The following is a 14283-nucleotide window of genomic DNA, read 5'->3' as shown; positions in this document are numbered from 1 at the left end:
GGTGTTGTAGCTAAAATCTTCGCTTAATAGCATTTAGATTTTTGCACTCTCTTCATTAGAAGAGCACGCATCTGAAAAGGGGAGCTTCGGCTTCCCTTTTGTTTTCTCAAAAGAAATATTACCTTCCATCTATCTTCTTCCCTCTCGATACAAAACCAACTTCCAATAAATTGCGATTATTTTTCCAACACTACTTGCATACTAAAGTGTGATCTGTATAATGCATCGCACTGGCTAACGCTGGTTGTGAACCAATGAGCACTGAGGAGTAGGTCTTACCTAGTAATGTATACTCAGCTTATGTTCGCGGTTAATAAAAATAGTAAACTTCTTGTTTACTTCAAAAGTTAACTGACAATGCGTCCTAATTTTGGGTGCTACGGTTTCACATAAATCAATCGGCATTCTCTCGTTTTATCGGGTTTGAGTGGCGATATTGTTTGTGTAATTTTTAATAATTGGAGCTCTGTCTCATGCAGAACCAACGTATTCGTATCCGCCTTAAAGCGTTTGATTACAAGCTAATCGATGCTTCAACTGCGGAAATCGTTGAAACAGCAAAACGTACTGGCGCACAGGTTCGTGGTCCTATTCCACTTCCTACTCGTAAAGAGCGTTTCACTGTTCTTACCTCTCCACACGTCAACAAAGATGCACGTGATCAGTACGAAATCCGTACTCACAAGCGTTTGATCGACATCGTTGAGCCAACAGATAAAACTGTTGATGCTCTAATGCGTCTTGATCTTGCAGCTGGCGTTGATGTTCAAATCAGCCTAGGTTAAGGGAGATAAGAATAATGATTGGTCTAGTCGGACGTAAAGTGGGTATGACCCGCGTATTTACTGAAGAAGGCGTTTCTATCCCAGTAACTGTTGTTGAGGTTGAAGCGAACCGTATTTCTCAAGTTAAAACTCTTGAGACAGACGGCTACGCAGCAATCCAAGTAACTACTGGTGCTAAGAAAGCTAACCGTGTAACTAAACCTGAAGCTGGTCACTTCGCGAAAGCGGGTGTAGAAGCAGGTCGCGGTCTTTGGGAATTCCGTTTAGAAAACGGCGAAGAGTTTGAAGTTGGCGCTGAGCTAAACGTAGAACTTTTCAACGAAATTAAAAAAGTAGACGTTACTGGTACATCTAAAGGTAAAGGCTTCCAAGGCGCTATCAAGCGTTGGAACTTCTCTACTCAAGATATGACTCACGGTAACTCTTTGTCTCACCGCGCACCGGGTTCAATTGGCCAATGTCAAACTCCAGGCCGCGTGTTTAAAGGCAAGAAAATGGCAGGTCACATGGGTGCTGAGCGTGTAACGACTCAAAACCTAGAGATCGTACGTGTTGACGCTGAGCGCAATCTACTCCTTATTAAAGGTGCAGTACCGGGCTCAACAGGCGGAAACGTGATCGTAAAACCTGCTGTTAAAGCATAACGTCTAGGAGTAAGTAATGGAATTGATGGTTAAAGGTGCTGATGCACTAACTGTTTCCGAGACTACTTTCGGACGTGACTTCAACGAAGCTCTTGTACACCAAGTAGTTGTTGCATATGCAGCAGGTGCTCGTCAAGGTACTCGTGCTCAAAAGACTCGTTCTGAAGTATCTGGCGGTGGCGCTAAGCCATGGCGTCAAAAAGGTACTGGCCGCGCACGTGCTGGTACAATTCGTAGCCCAATCTGGCGTACAGGTGGTGTTACTTTTGCTGCGAAACCACAAGATCACAGCCAAAAAGTAAACAAAAAAATGTACCGCGGTGCTATGAAGAGCATTCTTTCTGAGCTAGTTCGTCAAGAGCGTTTAATCGTTGTTGATAACTTCTCTGTAGAAGCACCAAAAACAAAAGAACTTGTAGCTAAGCTTAAAGAGCTTGAGCTAAGCGACGTTCTGATTGTGACTGGCGAAGTAGATGAAAATCTATTCTTAGCTGCTCGTAACCTATACAAAGTAGATGCACGTGATGTTGCTGGTGTTGATCCAGTATCACTAATCGCTTTCGACAAGGTTCTAATGACTGCTGACGCAGTTAAGCAAGTTGAGGAGATGCTAGCATGATCACTGAAGAGCGTATCTTAAAAGTTCTACGTGCTCCGCACATCTCTGAAAAAGCAACTATGGCAGCTGAGAAAGCGAACACTATCGTTTTCAAAGTAGCTAAAGATGCAACTAAGAAAGAGATCAAAGCAGCTGTAGAAAAGCTATTTGAAGTTGAAGTTAAGTCTGTAAATACTCTTGTATTAAAGGGTAAGACCAAACGTCAAGGTATGCGTGAAGGCCGTCGTTCAGACGTTAAGAAAGCCTACGTTACTTTGAAAGAAGGTCAAGATCTTGACTTCGTTGGCGGCGCGGAATAACAGGAGTAGTAAAAATGGCTATTGTTAAATGTAAGCCGACTTCCCCTGGTCGTCGTCACGTCGTTAAAGTTGTTAACGCTGACCTACACAAGGGTAAGCCATACGCACCACTTCTAGAGAAAAACTCTAAGAACGGTGGTCGTAACAACAACGGTCGTATTACAGTACGTCACATCGGTGGTGGTCATAAGCACCATTACCGTGTAATTGACTTCAAACGTACTAAAGATGGCATCCCAGCGAAAGTTGAGCGTCTAGAATACGATCCAAACCGTAGTGCTAACATCGCTCTAGTTCTGTACGCAGACGGTGAGCGTCGTTACATCATTGCACCTAAAGGTGTTAACGCAGGCGACCAGATTCAATCTGGCGTAGATGCTGCAATCAAAGCAGGTAACACTCTGCCGATGCGCAACATCCCAGTAGGTTCTACTGTACACTGTGTTGAACTTAAGCCTGGTAAAGGTGCTCAACTAGCTCGTTCGGCTGGTGCTTATGCTCAAATCATCGCTCGCGATGGTGCATACGTAACTATCCGTCTACGTTCTGGTGAGATGCGCAAAGTTCTTTCTGAAGGTCGTGCAACGATCGGTGAAGTTGGTAACTCTGAGCATATGCTACGTGAACTTGGTAAAGCTGGTGCTTCACGCTGGCGCGGCGTACGTCCAACCGTACGTGGTGTAGTAATGAACCCGGTGGATCACCCACATGGTGGTGGTGAAGGCCGCACATCTGGTGGTCGTCACCCAGTTTCTCCTTGGGGCGTTCCTACTAAGGGCTTCAAGACTCGTAAGAACAAGCGCACTGACAAGTACATCGTACGTCGTCGCACTAAATAATTTATAAAGAGGAATCGCCATGCCACGTTCTCTCAAGAAAGGTCCTTTTATTGACCTACACTTGCTGAAGAAGGTAGAGAAAGCGGTGGAAAGCGGAGACAAAAAGCCTATTAAGACTTGGTCCCGTCGCTCAATGATCATCCCAACAATGATTGGTTTGACCATCGCTGTCCATAATGGTCGTCAGCACGTTCCAGTTTTCGTTACCGAAGAAATGATCGGTCACAAACTGGGCGAATTTGCACCAACTCGTACTTATCGCGGTCATGCTGCAGATAAGAAAGCTAAGAAGAAATAAGGAGTAGATGATGGAAGCTTTAGCTAAACATAACTTTGCTCGTATTTCTCCACAGAAAGCTCGCTTAGTTGCAGACCAAATTCGCGGTAAGTCGGTAGACCAAGCTCTAGAAATTCTAACTTTCAGCAACAAAAAAGCTGCTGTATTAGTTAAGAAGGTTCTTGAGTCAGCTATCGCTAACGCGGAACATAACGAAGGTGCAGATATCGACGATCTAAATGTCGCTAAAATCTTCGTAGATGAGGGCCCTATCATGAAGCGTATTATGCCTCGTGCTAAAGGTCGTGCGGATCGTATCTTGAAGCGTTCAAGCCACATCACTATTGTTGTAGCAGATCGCTAAAGACTAGGAGAGTAAGCAATGGGTCAGAAAGTACATCCTAATGGTATTCGTCTTGGCATCGTTAAGCCTTGGAATGCTACATGGTTTGCTAATACCAACGAATTCGCTGACAACCTAGACGGCGACTTCAAGGTACGTCAGTTCCTTACAAAGGAACTACAAAAAGCATCATTATCTCGTATCGTTATCGAGCGTCCAGCTAAGAGCATCCGTGTGACTATTCACACTGCTCGCCCTGGCGTTGTTATCGGTAAGAAAGGTGAAGACGTAGAGAAGCTACGCGCAGCTGTAGCTAAAATCGCAGGTGTACCAGCGCAAATTAACATCGCTGAAGTACGTAAGCCTGAGCTAGATGGTCAGCTTGTAGCTGATAGCATCGCGTCTCAACTAGAGCGTCGTGTTATGTTCCGTCGTGCAATGAAGCGTGCGGTACAAAATGCTATGCGTCTAGGCGCTAAAGGCATCAAAGTACAAGTAGGCGGCCGTCTTGGCGGTGCTGAAATCGCACGTTCAGAGTGGTACCGTGAAGGCCGTGTGCCTCTACACACTCTACGTGCAGACATTGATTACGCAACTTCTTCGGCTCACACTCAATACGGTGTGATCGGCATTAAAGTTTGGATCTTCAAAGGTGAGATTCTAGGCGGTATGCCAGCTGCTAACGCAGTAGAGCCAAAAGGCGATAAGCCTAAGAAGCAGCGTAAAGGCCGTAAGTAAGGAGTCGAACGATGCTACAACCAAAACGTACTAAGTTCCGCAAGGTTATGACTGGTCGTAACCGTGGTCTAGCTAAAGGTACTGAAGTAAGCTTCGGCGAATTCGGTCTTAAAGCTGTTGGCCGTGGTCGTCTGACTGCACGTCAAATCGAAGCGGCACGTCGTGCTATGACACGTCACATTAAGCGTCAAGGTCAAATCTGGATCCGTGTTTTCCCAGACAAACCGATTACTGAAAAGCCTCTTGAAGTTCGTCAAGGTAAAGGTAAAGGTTCAGTTGCGTACTGGGTTGCTCAAATCCAACCAGGCAAAGTTATGTACGAGATGAATGGCGTACCTGAAGAGTTGGCACGTGAAGCGTTCCGCCTAGCGGCACGTAAACTGCCTGTTAAAACTACTTTTGTAACTAAGCAGGTGATGTGATGAAAGCACAAGATCTACGCGAAAAGAACGTTGAAGAGCTTAACGCTGAGCTATTGAATTTGCTACGTGAACAGTTCAACTTGCGCATGCAAGCTGCAACTGGTCAACTTCAGCAAACTCATACTCTAAAAGCTGTACGCCGTGACATCGCACGTGTGAAAACTGTTTTGACTGAAAAGGCAGGCGCATAATGAGCGAAACTAACCGCATCCAGCAAGGCCGTGTAGTAAGTGACAAGATGGACAAGTCTATCGTTGTTGCTATTGAACGTACTGTAAAACACCCGATTTACGGCAAGTTCATCAAACGCACGACTAAAGTACACGCACACGACGAAGACAACACTTGTGGCCTAGGCGACAAAGTTGAAATCGCTGAGTGTCGTCCTCTGTCTAAGACTAAGTCTTGGACATTGGTTAAAGTTCTAGAAAAAGCGAAGATTTAATCTTTGTAATTCTATAACTTATAAGCGGCTCCAAATTATTTTTTGGAGCCGCTTGTTTTTTGTCTACCCAATTTAAAAAAAGGGTGGTACAATTCGCGTCCCTTTTAAAGAGGCAGCCCGACCCGAGAGGGTCTAGTTTTAATATTTAGCGGAGCACTAACAATGATCCAGATGCAAAGTACACTTGACGCAGCAGATAACTCTGGCGCGCGCAAGGTAATGTGTATTAAGGTTCTGGGTGGCTCTCACCGCCGTTATGCACATATCGGTGACGTCATCAAGGTTACAGTGAAGGAAGCGATTCCTCGCGGTAAAGTAAAGAAAGGTGATGTTCTGAAGGCGGTAGTAGTGCGCACCCGTAAAGGCGTTCGTCGCCCAGACGGTTCTGTCATTCGCTTCGACAGTAATGCTTGTGTATTGTTAAATGACACTACTGAGCAACCAGTCGGCACACGTATCTTTGGTCCTGTGACTCGTGAACTTCGTAACGCGAAATTCATGAAGATTGTATCACTAGCACCTGAAGTTCTGTAAGGAGCGGCAATATGGCAGCTAAAATCCGTCGTAATGACGAAGTAATCATTCTTGCTGGTAAAGATAAAGGCAAGAAAGGTAAAGTAACTAAGGTTCTGACAACTGGTAAAGTTATCGTTGAAGGCATCAACCTTGTTAAGAAACACCAAAAGCCGGTTCCGGCTCTAGGTCAACAAGGTGGCATCGTTGAACAAGAAGCAGCTATTGATGCTTCTAACGTTGCTGTTTTTAACGCGGCTACTGGTAAAGCAGACCGTATCGGTTTCCGTATCGAAGATGGCAAGAAAGTTCGTTTCTTCAAATCTAACGGCGAAACTGTTTCTAACTAATTAGAAGTAATTTGGAGTTCTACTATGGCGAAACTGCATGATTACTACAAGTCGTCTGTAGTCGCTGAGCTTACCAAAGAGTTCAGCTACACAAGCGTCATGCAAGTCCCTAGGATTGAGAAAATCACCCTAAATATGGGCGTTGGTGAAGCAATCAACGATAAGAAACTGCTAGAAAACGCAGCAGCTGATATGGCAACGATCTCTGGTCAAAAGCCACTTATCACTAAAGCGCGTAAATCTGTAGCTGGTTTCAAAATTCGTGAAGGCTACCCAATTGGTTGTAAAGTAACCTTGCGTGGTGAGCGCATGTGGGAATTTTTAGAGCGTTTAATCTCTATCGCACTTCCACGTGTACGTGATTTCCGTGGTGTTAGCGCTAAGTCTTTTGACGGTCGCGGTAACTACAGCATGGGCGTTCGCGAGCAAATCATCTTTCCGGAAATCGACTACGATAAAGTCGATCGTGTCCGCGGTCTTGATATCACTATCACGACTTCTGCGGGTTCCGATGAGGAAGGCCGAGCTCTGCTGGCTGCCTTTAACTTCCCATTCCGTAAGTAAGGGTAGGGTTACTGTTATGGCTAAACAATCAATGAAAGCACGTGAAGCTAAACGTGCAAAACTAGTAGCTAAGTTCGCTGAAAAGCGTTCTGCGCTAAAAGTTATCATTAGCGATGTAAACGCATCTGAAGAAGATCGTTGGAATGCGGTTCTTAAACTGCAATCTCTTCCACGTGATTCAAGTGCATCACGTCAGCGCAACCGTTGCAACCAAACTGGTCGTCCACACGGTTACCTACGTAAATTCGGTCTAAGCCGCATTAAGGTTCGTGAAGCTTGCATGAAAGGCGAGATTCCGGGTCTTCGTAAGGCTAGCTGGTAATTGCCACTTAATCATTTGGAGTAAATCTTATGAGCATGCAAGATCCGATTTCGGATATGCTGACCCGAGTTCGTAACGGTCAGGCAGCAAACAAAGTTGCTGTAAAAATGCCTTCTTCAAAGCTTAAAGTTGCAATTGCTGCATTACTTAAAGCTGAAGGTTACATCGTAGACTTCGCTGTTAACAGCGAAGCAAAACCTGAGCTAGAAGTTACTCTTAAGTACTTCCAAGCTAAACCTGTAATCGAGCAAATCAAGCGTGTATCACGTCCTGGTCTAAGAGTTTATAAAAATAAAGACTCTTTACCTACAGTGATGGGTGGTCTTGGTATTGCAGTTGTTTCTACTTCCAAGGGTCTGATGTCTGACCGTGCTGCTCGTAAAGCAGGTCTTGGCGGTGAAATCATCTGTTACGTAGCTTAAGGAGTAGATTATGTCTCGTGTTGCTAAAGCACCTGTCGCTATTCCAGCTGGCGTAGAGGTGAAACTAAACGGCCAAGAAGTTACTGTAAAAGGTAGCAAAGGTGAGCTTACTCGCGTTCTTAACAGCGCCGTAGTTATTGCACAGGAAGAAACCAACCTAACTTTCGGTCCGAAAGAAGGTGTTACTAACGCATGGGCACAAGCTGGTACAGCTCGCGCTCTAGTTAATAACATGGTTGTGGGTGTTACTGAGGGCTTCACTAAGAAGCTAACTCTTAAGGGTGTTGGTTACCGTGCTGCTATGAAAGGCAACTCTGTAGCTCTAACTCTTGGTTTTTCTCACCCAGTAGAGCACGCTCTACCTGAAGGTATTAAAGCTGAGTGCCCTAGCCAAACTGAGATCATCATTACTGGTTGCGATAAGCAAGTAGTAGGTCAAGTTGCGGCTGACATTCGTTCTTACCGTGCTCCTGAGCCTTACAAAGGCAAAGGTGTTCGTTACGCAGATGAAAATGTGCGTACTAAAGAAGCTAAGAAGAAGTAAGGTATCACTATGGATAAGAAAGCATCTCGCATCCGTCGTGCTACACGTGCACGTCGTAAGATTGCAGAACTTGGTGCAACTCGCCTGGTAGTACACCGTACTCCTCGCCATGTTTACGCACAAGTTATCGCGGCAAACGGCTCTGAGGTTATCGCAGCTGCTTCTACTGTAGAAAAAGCGATCCGTGAGCAAGTTAAGAACACTGGTAACGTTGATGCAGCTAAAGCAGTTGGTAAAGCTGTTGCTGAGCGCGCTCTTGAAAAAGGCGTAGCTTCAGTTGCATTTGATCGTTCTGGTTTCCAATACCACGGTCGAGTAGCGGCGCTAGCAGAATCTGCTCGCGAAGCTGGTCTGAAATTCTAAGGTAGGGTTGGAAGATGGCTAAAGAACAACAACAAGCTAATGATTTGCAAGAAAAGCTGATCGCAGTTAACCGTGTATCTAAGACGGTTAAAGGTGGTCGAATCATGAGCTTTACTGCACTAACAGTAGTTGGTGACGGTAACGGTCGCGTAGGTTTCGGTTACGGCAAAGCTCGTGAAGTACCTGCTGCGATTCAAAAAGCAATGGAAAAAGCGCGCCGTAACATGGTTACAGTATCGCTTAACGAAGGCACTCTTCACCACCCGGTGAAAGGTCGTCATTCGGGCTCTAAAGTTTACATGCAGCCAGCTGCAGAAGGTACAGGTGTTATTGCCGGCGGTGCAATGCGTGCTGTACTTGAAGTTGCGGGCGTACATAACGTACTTTCTAAAGCATACGGTTCAACGAACCCGATCAACATCGTTCGTGCAACGATTGGTGCTCTAGTAGACGTTAAGTCACCAGAAATGGTTGCTGCTAAACGTGGTCTAACTGTTGAATCTATTTCGGAGTAAGCACACGATGGCAACTATTAAAGTAACTCAAACTAAAAGCTCAATTGGTCGCCTACCTAAGCACAAAGCGTGTCTTAAAGGTCTAGGTCTTCGTCGCATCAACCATACAGTAGAACTTGAAGATACACCGTGCGTACGCGGTATGATCAACAAGGTTTACTACATGGTTAAGATTGAGGAGTAATCAGAATGCGTTTGAATACTCTATCACCGGCTGCTGGCTCTAAACCTTCTAAGAAGCGTGTAGGTCGTGGTATCGGTTCTGGCCTTGGTAAAACAGGTGGCCGCGGTCACAAAGGTCAAAAGTCACGTTCTGGCGGCTCTGTTCGTCCAGGTTTTGAAGGCGGTCAAATGCCTCTAAAACAACGTCTACCTAAATTCGGTTTCACTTCTCGTAAGAGCCTAGTGTCTGCTGAAGTTCGTCTAGCTGAGCTAGCGAAAGTAACAGGTGACGTAGTTGATCTTAACAGCCTTAAAGCTGCTAACGTTATCACTAAGAACATCGAGTTTGTTAAGATCGTTCTTTCTGGTGACCTAAGCAAAGCTGTGACTGTTAAAGGTCTACGCGTGACTAAAGGCGCTAAAGCTGCAATCGAAGCTGCAGGCGGTAAAATCGAGGAATAATCTCGAGGAACGAGGTACAGATGGCTAAGAAACCAGGACAAGATTTTCGTAGTGCTCAGAGCGGCTTAAGTGAACTAAAGTCGCGCTTATTATTCGTAATTGGTGCACTTTTAGTATTCCGAGCCGGCTCTTTTGTGCCGATCCCTGGTATTGACGCAGCTGTACTTGCCGATTTGTTCGATCAGCAAAAAGGTACCATCGTAGAAATGTTTAACATGTTCTCCGGTGGTGCTCTTGAGCGTGCATCTATATTAGCATTGGGTATCATGCCGTACATTTCGGCATCGATCGTAGTCCAATTGCTAACTGTAGTTCATCCAGCGTTAGCGGAACTCAAGAAAGAGGGTGAAGCAGGCCGTCGTAAGATAAGCCAATATACACGCTACGGCACGCTTGTACTTGCAACATTCCAAGCTATTGGTATCGCAACAGGCTTACCAAACATGGTCGACAATCTGGTTGTTATCAACCAAACCATGTTTACGCTTATTGCTACCGTGAGTTTAGTAACTGGTACCATGTTCTTAATGTGGTTAGGTGAACAAATCACTGAGCGAGGAATCGGTAATGGTATTTCCATTCTGATTTTTGCAGGTATTGTTGCTGGATTGCCTTCTGCAATCGGTCAAACAATCGAGCAAGCGCGTCAAGGTGAATTGCATGTGCTTCTTCTGCTGTTGATTGCTGTATTGTCTTTTGCTGTTATTTACTTCGTAGTTTTCATGGAACGTGGTCAACGTCGTATCGTCGTTAACTATGCGAAACGTCAACAAGGTCGTAAAGTTTTTGCAGCACAAAGCTCTCACTTGCCTCTTAAGATTAATATGGCAGGTGTTATTCCAGCGATTTTCGCATCAAGTATTATTTTGTTCCCAGGAACATTAGCGCAGTGGTTTGGTCAAAATGGTGAAAGCAGCGCGTTCGGTTGGTTAACTGACGTGTCATTAGCTCTTAGCCCAGGTCAACCTTTGTATGTAATGCTTTATGCAGCAGCTATAATCTTCTTCTGTTTCTTCTATACAGCGTTGGTGTTTAACCCACGTGAAACAGCTGATAACTTGAAGAAGTCTGGTGCATTCGTACCCGGTATCCGCCCAGGTGAGCAGACAGCGAAATATATCGATAAAGTGATGACTAGACTAACCCTTGCGGGCGCTCTATACATTACTTTTATATGTCTGATTCCTGAGTTCATGATGGTCGCGTGGAACGTTCGTTTCTACTTTGGCGGCACATCACTACTAATCGTAGTGGTAGTTATCATGGATTTCATGGCACAGGTACAGACTCATCTGATGTCACAACAGTATGATTCTGTGTTAAAGAAAGCGAATCTGAAGGGTTACGGCCGTTAATTCGGTGGTAACAATTTCGATTCCATTTACGGAGTTTAGCAATGAAAGTTCGTGCTTCCGTTAAAAAAATCTGCCGTAACTGTAAAGTTATCAAGCGTAACGGTGTCGTTCGCGTGATTTGCAGTGAGCCAAAGCATAAGCAACGCCAAGGCTAATTAGCAGAAATTTTTACTTGAAATACAAGGTAGAGTCGAGTATATTCCTCGGCCTACCTTTTGCGTGCAAAAGAAGTAGTATGCCGCAGCGTATCCATAACGGGCTTTGCTGCGGATAATTCTTTTATGAACCCCTTAGGAGTGAATAATGGCCCGTATAGCCGGCATTAACATTCCTGATCATAAGCATTCTGTAATTGCACTTACTGCAATCTACGGTATCGGTAAAACTCGCTCTCAAGCTATTCTAGCTGAAGTGGGTATTGCTGAAGATGCTAAGATCAGTGAACTAACTGAAGAGCAGATCGATCAACTGCGTGATGGTGTAGCTAAGTACACTGTAGAAGGTGATCTACGTCGTGAAGTATCGATGAACATCAAGCGTCTTATGGACCTTGGCTGTTACCGCGGTCTTCGTCATCGTCGCAGTCTACCACTACGTGGACAGCGTACTAAAACCAACGCTCGCACCCGTAAGGGTCCGCGCAAGCCGATCAAGAAATAGTCGGATAAGGTAGAGTACAATGGCAAAACAACCAACTCGCGCGCGTAAGCGCGTACGCAAGCAAGTAGCTGATGGCGTAGCGCACATTCATGCTTCTTTCAACAACACAATCGTAACTATCACTGACCGTCAAGGCAACGCTCTTGCATGGGCTACAGCAGGTGGTTCAGGTTTCCGTGGTTCTCGTAAATCTACTCCGTTCGCAGCACAAGTTGCAGCTGAGCGTTGTGGTGAAATGGCTAAAGAATATGGCCTAAAGAACTTGGAAGTTATGGTTAAGGGTCCAGGTCCAGGTCGCGAATCTACTGTTCGTGCACTGAACGCTGCTGGTTTCCGTATCACTAACATTGTTGATGCGACACCAATCCCTCATAACGGTTGTCGTCCACCTAAGAAACGTCGCGTTTAAGTTTCGTTTCTAGGAATATTGGAGAAAGATCATGGCAAGATATTTGGGTCCTAAGCTTAAGCTTAGCCGTCGCGAAGGTACTGACTTATTCCTTAAGTCTGGTGTCCGTGCGATCGATACCAAGTGTAAAATTGATAACGCACCAGGTGTACACGGCGCTCGTCGCGGTCGTCTATCTGAGTATGGCGTTCAGCTTCGTGAGAAGCAAAAAGTTCGTCGTATCTACGGCGTTCTAGAAAAACAATTCCGCAACTACTACAAAGAAGCTGCACGTCTTAAAGGCAACACAGGTGCAAACCTGCTTCAGCTTCTTGAAGGTCGTCTTGATAACGTAGTTTACCGTATGGGCTTTGGCGCTACTCGTGCTGAATCTCGTCAACTAGTTAGCCACAAGTCTATTCTAGTTAACGGTAAAGTTGTAAACGTTCCTTCTTTCAAAGTAGCGGCAAACGACGTTGTTTCTATCCGCGAGAAAGCTAAACAGCAATCTCGTATTAAAGCGGCTCTAGAAGTTGCTGAACAACGTGAAAAGCCAACTTGGATTGAAGTAGATGCTGGCAAAATGGAAGGTACATTCAAGCGTATGCCTGAGCGTTCTGACCTATCAGCTGACATCAATGAACACTTGATCGTCGAACTTTACTCTAAGTAAGGTTAAAAAAAGAGAGGACACAATGCAGGGTTCTGTAACAGAATTTCTTAAGCCGCGTCTTGTTGACATTGAACAGATCAATACGACACACGCGAAAGTAACTCTTGAGCCATTAGAGCGCGGTTTCGGCCACACTCTAGGTAATGCTCTTCGCCGCATTCTTCTATCTTCTATGCCGGGTTGTGCCGTAACAGAAGTTGAAATTGAAGGTGTGCTACACGAATACAGCACTAAAGAAGGCGTTCAGGAAGATATCCTGGAAATCCTTCTAAACCTTAAAGGTTTGGCTGTACGCGTTGCTGAAGGCAAAGATGAAGTGTTTATTACACTGAACAAATCAGGCTCAGGCCCTGTTGTTGCAGGTGACATCACCCACGATGGTGATGTAGAGATCGCTAACCCTGAGCACGTAATTTGTCACCTAACGGATGACAACGCTGAGATCGCTATGCGTATCAAAGTAGAACGTGGTCGTGGTTACGTTCCAGCTTCAGCTCGTATCCATACTGAAGAAGATGAGCGTCCTATCGGTCGTCTACTAGTTGACGCTACTTACAGCCCGGTTGATAAAATCGCTTACGCTGTAGAAGCGGCACGTGTAGAACAACGTACTGATTTAGACAAGCTTGTTATCGATATGGAAACGAACGGTACTCTAGAACCTGAGGAAGCAATCCGTCGTGCAGCTACTATTTTAGCTGAACAATTGGATGCGTTCGTAGATCTTCGTGATGTACGTGTACCTGAGGAGAAGGAAGAGAAGCCAGAATTCGATCCTATCCTACTACGTCCTGTAGACGATCTTGAACTAACAGTTCGCTCTGCTAACTGTTTGAAAGCAGAAGCGATTCACTACATCGGTGATCTTGTACAGCGCACTGAGGTTGAGCTACTTAAAACGCCAAACCTTGGTAAGAAATCTCTTACAGAGATTAAAGATGTGCTTGCTTCGCGTGGTCTTTCTCTAGGCATGCGTCTAGAAAACTGGCCACCAGCGTCAATCGCTGAAGATTAATCGAAAAGTTAGAAGGATTAGGTCATGCGCCATCGTAAAAGTGGTCGTCAACTCAACCGCAACAGCAGTCATCGCAAAGCGATGTTCAGCAACATGGCTAGCTCTCTTGTTCGTCACGAAGTTATTAAAACTACCGTGCCTAAAGCAAAAGAACTACGTCGCGTAATTGAGCCATTGATTACCCTAGCTAAGACAGACAGTGTTGCTAACCGTCGTCTTGCATTTGCTCGCACTCGTGATAACGAAGTTGTGGCAAAACTATTTAATGAACTAGGCCCGCGTTTCGCGGCTCGCCAAGGTGGTTACACTCGCATTCTTAAATGTGGTTTCCGTACTGGTGATAAAGCTCCAATGGCTTACATTGAGCTTGTAGACCGCCCAGCTGCTGAAGAAGCTGCTGAGTAATCTATACTAGATTCTTAATACAAAAGCCGAGCATTAGCTCGGCTTTTTTGTGTCTGTAGAACAAGGAAAAGATAATAGAAATTGCACCATGATGTTTGGCACTTTTTGCTTGTCTTATCTGCTCCAATTTTCAAAAATGTCTCGTATCTCGTATCTCGT

General features: G+C 45.2%; 28 protein-coding genes. All 28 read left to right on the top strand.

Annotated elements, in window-relative coordinates; all coding sequences use genetic code 11:
* Positions 1 to 473 precede the first annotated feature (473 nt).
* The 28 genes from rpsJ (at position 474) to rplQ (ending at position 14124) form a co-directional block, all read left to right on the top strand.
* On the top strand, positions 474 to 785 hold the full coding sequence (gene rpsJ / locus AB4138_RS09775) for a 30S ribosomal protein S10 (RefSeq protein WP_004736761.1): 312 nt from the start codon (positions 474 to 476) through the stop codon (positions 783 to 785).
* Positions 786 to 799: 14 nt separating this feature from the next.
* Positions 800 to 1429, top strand: coding sequence for a 50S ribosomal protein L3 (gene rplC / locus AB4138_RS09770; RefSeq protein WP_004736763.1), 630 nt, complete (start codon positions 800 to 802; stop codon positions 1427 to 1429).
* 16 nt (positions 1430 to 1445) lie between these two features.
* Positions 1446 to 2048 (top strand): 50S ribosomal protein L4, encoded by a 603-nt coding sequence (rplD, locus tag AB4138_RS09765; protein WP_004738803.1) that lies wholly within the window; start codon positions 1446 to 1448, stop codon positions 2046 to 2048.
* Positions 2045 to 2347 carry a 50S ribosomal protein L23 gene (gene rplW, locus AB4138_RS09760; RefSeq protein WP_004736765.1) on the top strand — a complete coding sequence of 101 codons (303 nt, stop codon included), beginning with the start codon at positions 2045 to 2047 and terminating at the stop codon, positions 2345 to 2347. The genes rplD and rplW overlap by 4 nt, the downstream gene beginning before the upstream one ends.
* A 14-nt stretch (positions 2348 to 2361) precedes the next feature.
* The gene (gene rplB, locus AB4138_RS09755; RefSeq protein WP_010435149.1) at positions 2362 to 3186 is read left to right on the top strand and encodes a 50S ribosomal protein L2; all 825 of its coding nucleotides are present in this window, start codon (positions 2362 to 2364) and stop codon (positions 3184 to 3186) included.
* A gap of 19 nt (positions 3187 to 3205) precedes the next feature.
* Complete coding sequence (rpsS, locus tag AB4138_RS09750; RefSeq protein ID WP_004736729.1) at positions 3206 to 3484, top strand: 30S ribosomal protein S19; 279 nt, start codon at positions 3206 to 3208, stop codon at positions 3482 to 3484.
* Positions 3485 to 3494: 10 nt separating this feature from the next.
* Positions 3495 to 3827, top strand: a complete 333-nt coding sequence (rplV, locus tag AB4138_RS09745) for a 50S ribosomal protein L22 (RefSeq protein ID WP_004736732.1) — start codon at positions 3495 to 3497, stop codon at positions 3825 to 3827.
* Between the two features lie 18 nt (positions 3828 to 3845).
* Positions 3846 to 4544 (top strand): 30S ribosomal protein S3, encoded by a 699-nt coding sequence (gene rpsC, locus AB4138_RS09740; protein ID WP_004736734.1) that lies wholly within the window; start codon positions 3846 to 3848, stop codon positions 4542 to 4544.
* A gap of 11 nt (positions 4545 to 4555) precedes the next feature.
* On the top strand, positions 4556 to 4966 hold the full coding sequence (gene rplP / locus AB4138_RS09735) for a 50S ribosomal protein L16 (RefSeq protein ID WP_004736736.1): 411 nt from the start codon (positions 4556 to 4558) through the stop codon (positions 4964 to 4966).
* On the top strand, positions 4966 to 5157 hold the full coding sequence (gene rpmC, locus AB4138_RS09730) for a 50S ribosomal protein L29 (RefSeq protein WP_004736737.1): 192 nt from the start codon (positions 4966 to 4968) through the stop codon (positions 5155 to 5157). The genes rplP and rpmC overlap by 1 nt, the downstream gene beginning before the upstream one ends.
* A complete protein-coding gene (rpsQ, locus tag AB4138_RS09725; protein ID WP_004736739.1) occupies positions 5157 to 5411 on the top strand; it encodes a 30S ribosomal protein S17 in 255 nt (84 codons plus the stop codon). The genes rpmC and rpsQ overlap by 1 nt, the downstream gene beginning before the upstream one ends.
* A 162-nt stretch (positions 5412 to 5573) precedes the next feature.
* Positions 5574 to 5945, top strand: coding sequence for a 50S ribosomal protein L14 (gene rplN / locus AB4138_RS09720; RefSeq protein ID WP_004736740.1), 372 nt, complete (start codon positions 5574 to 5576; stop codon positions 5943 to 5945).
* Between the two features lie 11 nt (positions 5946 to 5956).
* The gene (rplX, locus tag AB4138_RS09715) at positions 5957 to 6274 is read left to right on the top strand and encodes a 50S ribosomal protein L24 (protein ID WP_004738792.1); all 318 of its coding nucleotides are present in this window, start codon (positions 5957 to 5959) and stop codon (positions 6272 to 6274) included.
* Between the two features lie 24 nt (positions 6275 to 6298).
* Complete coding sequence (gene rplE / locus AB4138_RS09710; protein WP_004738790.1) at positions 6299 to 6838, top strand: 50S ribosomal protein L5; 540 nt, start codon at positions 6299 to 6301, stop codon at positions 6836 to 6838.
* 16 nt (positions 6839 to 6854) lie between these two features.
* Entirely contained in the window at positions 6855 to 7160 is a 306-nt protein-coding gene (gene rpsN / locus AB4138_RS09705; RefSeq protein WP_004738789.1) for a 30S ribosomal protein S14, read from the top strand.
* A gap of 29 nt (positions 7161 to 7189) precedes the next feature.
* The gene (gene rpsH, locus AB4138_RS09700; protein ID WP_017061309.1) at positions 7190 to 7582 is read left to right on the top strand and encodes a 30S ribosomal protein S8; all 393 of its coding nucleotides are present in this window, start codon (positions 7190 to 7192) and stop codon (positions 7580 to 7582) included.
* A gap of 10 nt (positions 7583 to 7592) precedes the next feature.
* Positions 7593 to 8126: a 50S ribosomal protein L6 gene (rplF, locus tag AB4138_RS09695; RefSeq protein WP_017063712.1), complete on the top strand. Its 534-nt coding sequence runs from the start codon at positions 7593 to 7595 to the stop codon at positions 8124 to 8126.
* Between the two features lie 9 nt (positions 8127 to 8135).
* On the top strand, positions 8136 to 8489 hold the full coding sequence (gene rplR, locus AB4138_RS09690; protein WP_004738784.1) for a 50S ribosomal protein L18: 354 nt from the start codon (positions 8136 to 8138) through the stop codon (positions 8487 to 8489).
* A gap of 14 nt (positions 8490 to 8503) precedes the next feature.
* Positions 8504 to 9004, top strand: a complete 501-nt coding sequence (gene rpsE / locus AB4138_RS09685) for a 30S ribosomal protein S5 (protein ID WP_017061307.1) — start codon at positions 8504 to 8506, stop codon at positions 9002 to 9004.
* A gap of 7 nt (positions 9005 to 9011) precedes the next feature.
* Positions 9012 to 9188 carry a 50S ribosomal protein L30 gene (rpmD, locus tag AB4138_RS09680; protein ID WP_004736756.1) on the top strand — a complete coding sequence of 59 codons (177 nt, stop codon included), beginning with the start codon at positions 9012 to 9014 and terminating at the stop codon, positions 9186 to 9188.
* A gap of 5 nt (positions 9189 to 9193) precedes the next feature.
* The gene (gene rplO, locus AB4138_RS09675; RefSeq protein WP_004736758.1) at positions 9194 to 9628 is read left to right on the top strand and encodes a 50S ribosomal protein L15; all 435 of its coding nucleotides are present in this window, start codon (positions 9194 to 9196) and stop codon (positions 9626 to 9628) included.
* A 20-nt stretch (positions 9629 to 9648) separates the two neighbouring features.
* Positions 9649 to 10983 carry a preprotein translocase subunit SecY gene (gene secY, locus AB4138_RS09670; protein ID WP_004738781.1) on the top strand — a complete coding sequence of 445 codons (1335 nt, stop codon included), beginning with the start codon at positions 9649 to 9651 and terminating at the stop codon, positions 10981 to 10983.
* Between the two features lie 41 nt (positions 10984 to 11024).
* On the top strand, positions 11025 to 11138 hold the full coding sequence (rpmJ, locus tag AB4138_RS09665) for a 50S ribosomal protein L36 (RefSeq protein WP_000868186.1): 114 nt from the start codon (positions 11025 to 11027) through the stop codon (positions 11136 to 11138).
* A gap of 148 nt (positions 11139 to 11286) precedes the next feature.
* A complete protein-coding gene (rpsM, locus tag AB4138_RS09660; protein ID WP_004738779.1) occupies positions 11287 to 11643 on the top strand; it encodes a 30S ribosomal protein S13 in 357 nt (118 codons plus the stop codon).
* A gap of 19 nt (positions 11644 to 11662) precedes the next feature.
* Complete coding sequence (gene rpsK, locus AB4138_RS09655; protein WP_004738778.1) at positions 11663 to 12052, top strand: 30S ribosomal protein S11; 390 nt, start codon at positions 11663 to 11665, stop codon at positions 12050 to 12052.
* Positions 12053 to 12083: 31 nt separating this feature from the next.
* Positions 12084 to 12704: a 30S ribosomal protein S4 gene (rpsD, locus tag AB4138_RS09650; protein ID WP_004738777.1), complete on the top strand. Its 621-nt coding sequence runs from the start codon at positions 12084 to 12086 to the stop codon at positions 12702 to 12704.
* Positions 12705 to 12726: 22 nt separating this feature from the next.
* Complete coding sequence (locus AB4138_RS09645; RefSeq protein ID WP_004729813.1) at positions 12727 to 13719, top strand: DNA-directed RNA polymerase subunit alpha; 993 nt, start codon at positions 12727 to 12729, stop codon at positions 13717 to 13719.
* 24 nt (positions 13720 to 13743) lie between these two features.
* Entirely contained in the window at positions 13744 to 14124 is a 381-nt protein-coding gene (gene rplQ, locus AB4138_RS09640) for a 50S ribosomal protein L17 (RefSeq protein ID WP_004729812.1), read from the top strand.
* The last annotated feature ends 159 nt before the right edge of the window (positions 14125 to 14283 follow it).

Origin of the sequence: Vibrio sp. 10N.286.52.C3 (assembly GCF_041468865.1) — a bacterium.
Lineage (GTDB): Bacteria > Pseudomonadota > Gammaproteobacteria > Enterobacterales > Vibrionaceae > Vibrio > Vibrio crassostreae_C.
This window is presented reverse-complemented; position numbering and strand designations above follow the sequence as displayed.

Bases quoted from the DNA above. Each gene is read 5' to 3' on its own strand.
- rplO (WP_004736758.1), top strand. From the start codon at position 9,194: ATGCGTTTGAATACTCTATCACCGGCTGCTGGCTCTAAACCTTCTAAG.
- rplX (WP_004738792.1), top strand. From the start codon at position 5,957: ATGGCAGCTAAAATCCGTCGTAATGACGAAGTAATCATTCTTGCTGGT.
- rplQ (WP_004729812.1), top strand. From the start codon at position 13,744: ATGCGCCATCGTAAAAGTGGTCGTCAACTCAACCGCAACAGCAGTCAT.
- rpsC (WP_004736734.1), top strand. From the start codon at position 3,846: ATGGGTCAGAAAGTACATCCTAATGGTATTCGTCTTGGCATCGTTAAG.
- rplP (WP_004736736.1), top strand. From the start codon at position 4,556: ATGCTACAACCAAAACGTACTAAGTTCCGCAAGGTTATGACTGGTCGT.
- rpmC (WP_004736737.1), top strand. From the start codon at position 4,966: ATGAAAGCACAAGATCTACGCGAAAAGAACGTTGAAGAGCTTAACGCT.
- rplW (WP_004736765.1), top strand. From the start codon at position 2,045: ATGATCACTGAAGAGCGTATCTTAAAAGTTCTACGTGCTCCGCACATC.
- rplE (WP_004738790.1), top strand. From the start codon at position 6,299: ATGGCGAAACTGCATGATTACTACAAGTCGTCTGTAGTCGCTGAGCTT.
- AB4138_RS09645 (WP_004729813.1), top strand. From the start codon at position 12,727: ATGCAGGGTTCTGTAACAGAATTTCTTAAGCCGCGTCTTGTTGACATT.
- rpsH (WP_017061309.1), top strand. From the start codon at position 7,190: ATGAGCATGCAAGATCCGATTTCGGATATGCTGACCCGAGTTCGTAAC.
- rpsM (WP_004738779.1), top strand. From the start codon at position 11,287: ATGGCCCGTATAGCCGGCATTAACATTCCTGATCATAAGCATTCTGTA.
- rplR (WP_004738784.1), top strand. From the start codon at position 8,136: ATGGATAAGAAAGCATCTCGCATCCGTCGTGCTACACGTGCACGTCGT.
- rpmJ (WP_000868186.1), top strand. From the start codon at position 11,025: ATGAAAGTTCGTGCTTCCGTTAAAAAAATCTGCCGTAACTGTAAAGTT.
- rplB (WP_010435149.1), top strand. From the start codon at position 2,362: ATGGCTATTGTTAAATGTAAGCCGACTTCCCCTGGTCGTCGTCACGTC.
- rpmD (WP_004736756.1), top strand. From the start codon at position 9,012: ATGGCAACTATTAAAGTAACTCAAACTAAAAGCTCAATTGGTCGCCTA.
- rpsD (WP_004738777.1), top strand. From the start codon at position 12,084: ATGGCAAGATATTTGGGTCCTAAGCTTAAGCTTAGCCGTCGCGAAGGT.
- rpsS (WP_004736729.1), top strand. From the start codon at position 3,206: ATGCCACGTTCTCTCAAGAAAGGTCCTTTTATTGACCTACACTTGCTG.
- rplN (WP_004736740.1), top strand. From the start codon at position 5,574: ATGATCCAGATGCAAAGTACACTTGACGCAGCAGATAACTCTGGCGCG.
- rpsJ (WP_004736761.1), top strand. From the start codon at position 474: ATGCAGAACCAACGTATTCGTATCCGCCTTAAAGCGTTTGATTACAAG.
- rpsE (WP_017061307.1), top strand. From the start codon at position 8,504: ATGGCTAAAGAACAACAACAAGCTAATGATTTGCAAGAAAAGCTGATC.
- rplF (WP_017063712.1), top strand. From the start codon at position 7,593: ATGTCTCGTGTTGCTAAAGCACCTGTCGCTATTCCAGCTGGCGTAGAG.
- rplC (WP_004736763.1), top strand. From the start codon at position 800: ATGATTGGTCTAGTCGGACGTAAAGTGGGTATGACCCGCGTATTTACT.
- rpsQ (WP_004736739.1), top strand. From the start codon at position 5,157: ATGAGCGAAACTAACCGCATCCAGCAAGGCCGTGTAGTAAGTGACAAG.
- secY (WP_004738781.1), top strand. From the start codon at position 9,649: ATGGCTAAGAAACCAGGACAAGATTTTCGTAGTGCTCAGAGCGGCTTA.
- rpsN (WP_004738789.1), top strand. From the start codon at position 6,855: ATGGCTAAACAATCAATGAAAGCACGTGAAGCTAAACGTGCAAAACTA.
- rplV (WP_004736732.1), top strand. From the start codon at position 3,495: ATGGAAGCTTTAGCTAAACATAACTTTGCTCGTATTTCTCCACAGAAA.
- rplD (WP_004738803.1), top strand. From the start codon at position 1,446: ATGGAATTGATGGTTAAAGGTGCTGATGCACTAACTGTTTCCGAGACT.
- rpsK (WP_004738778.1), top strand. From the start codon at position 11,663: ATGGCAAAACAACCAACTCGCGCGCGTAAGCGCGTACGCAAGCAAGTA.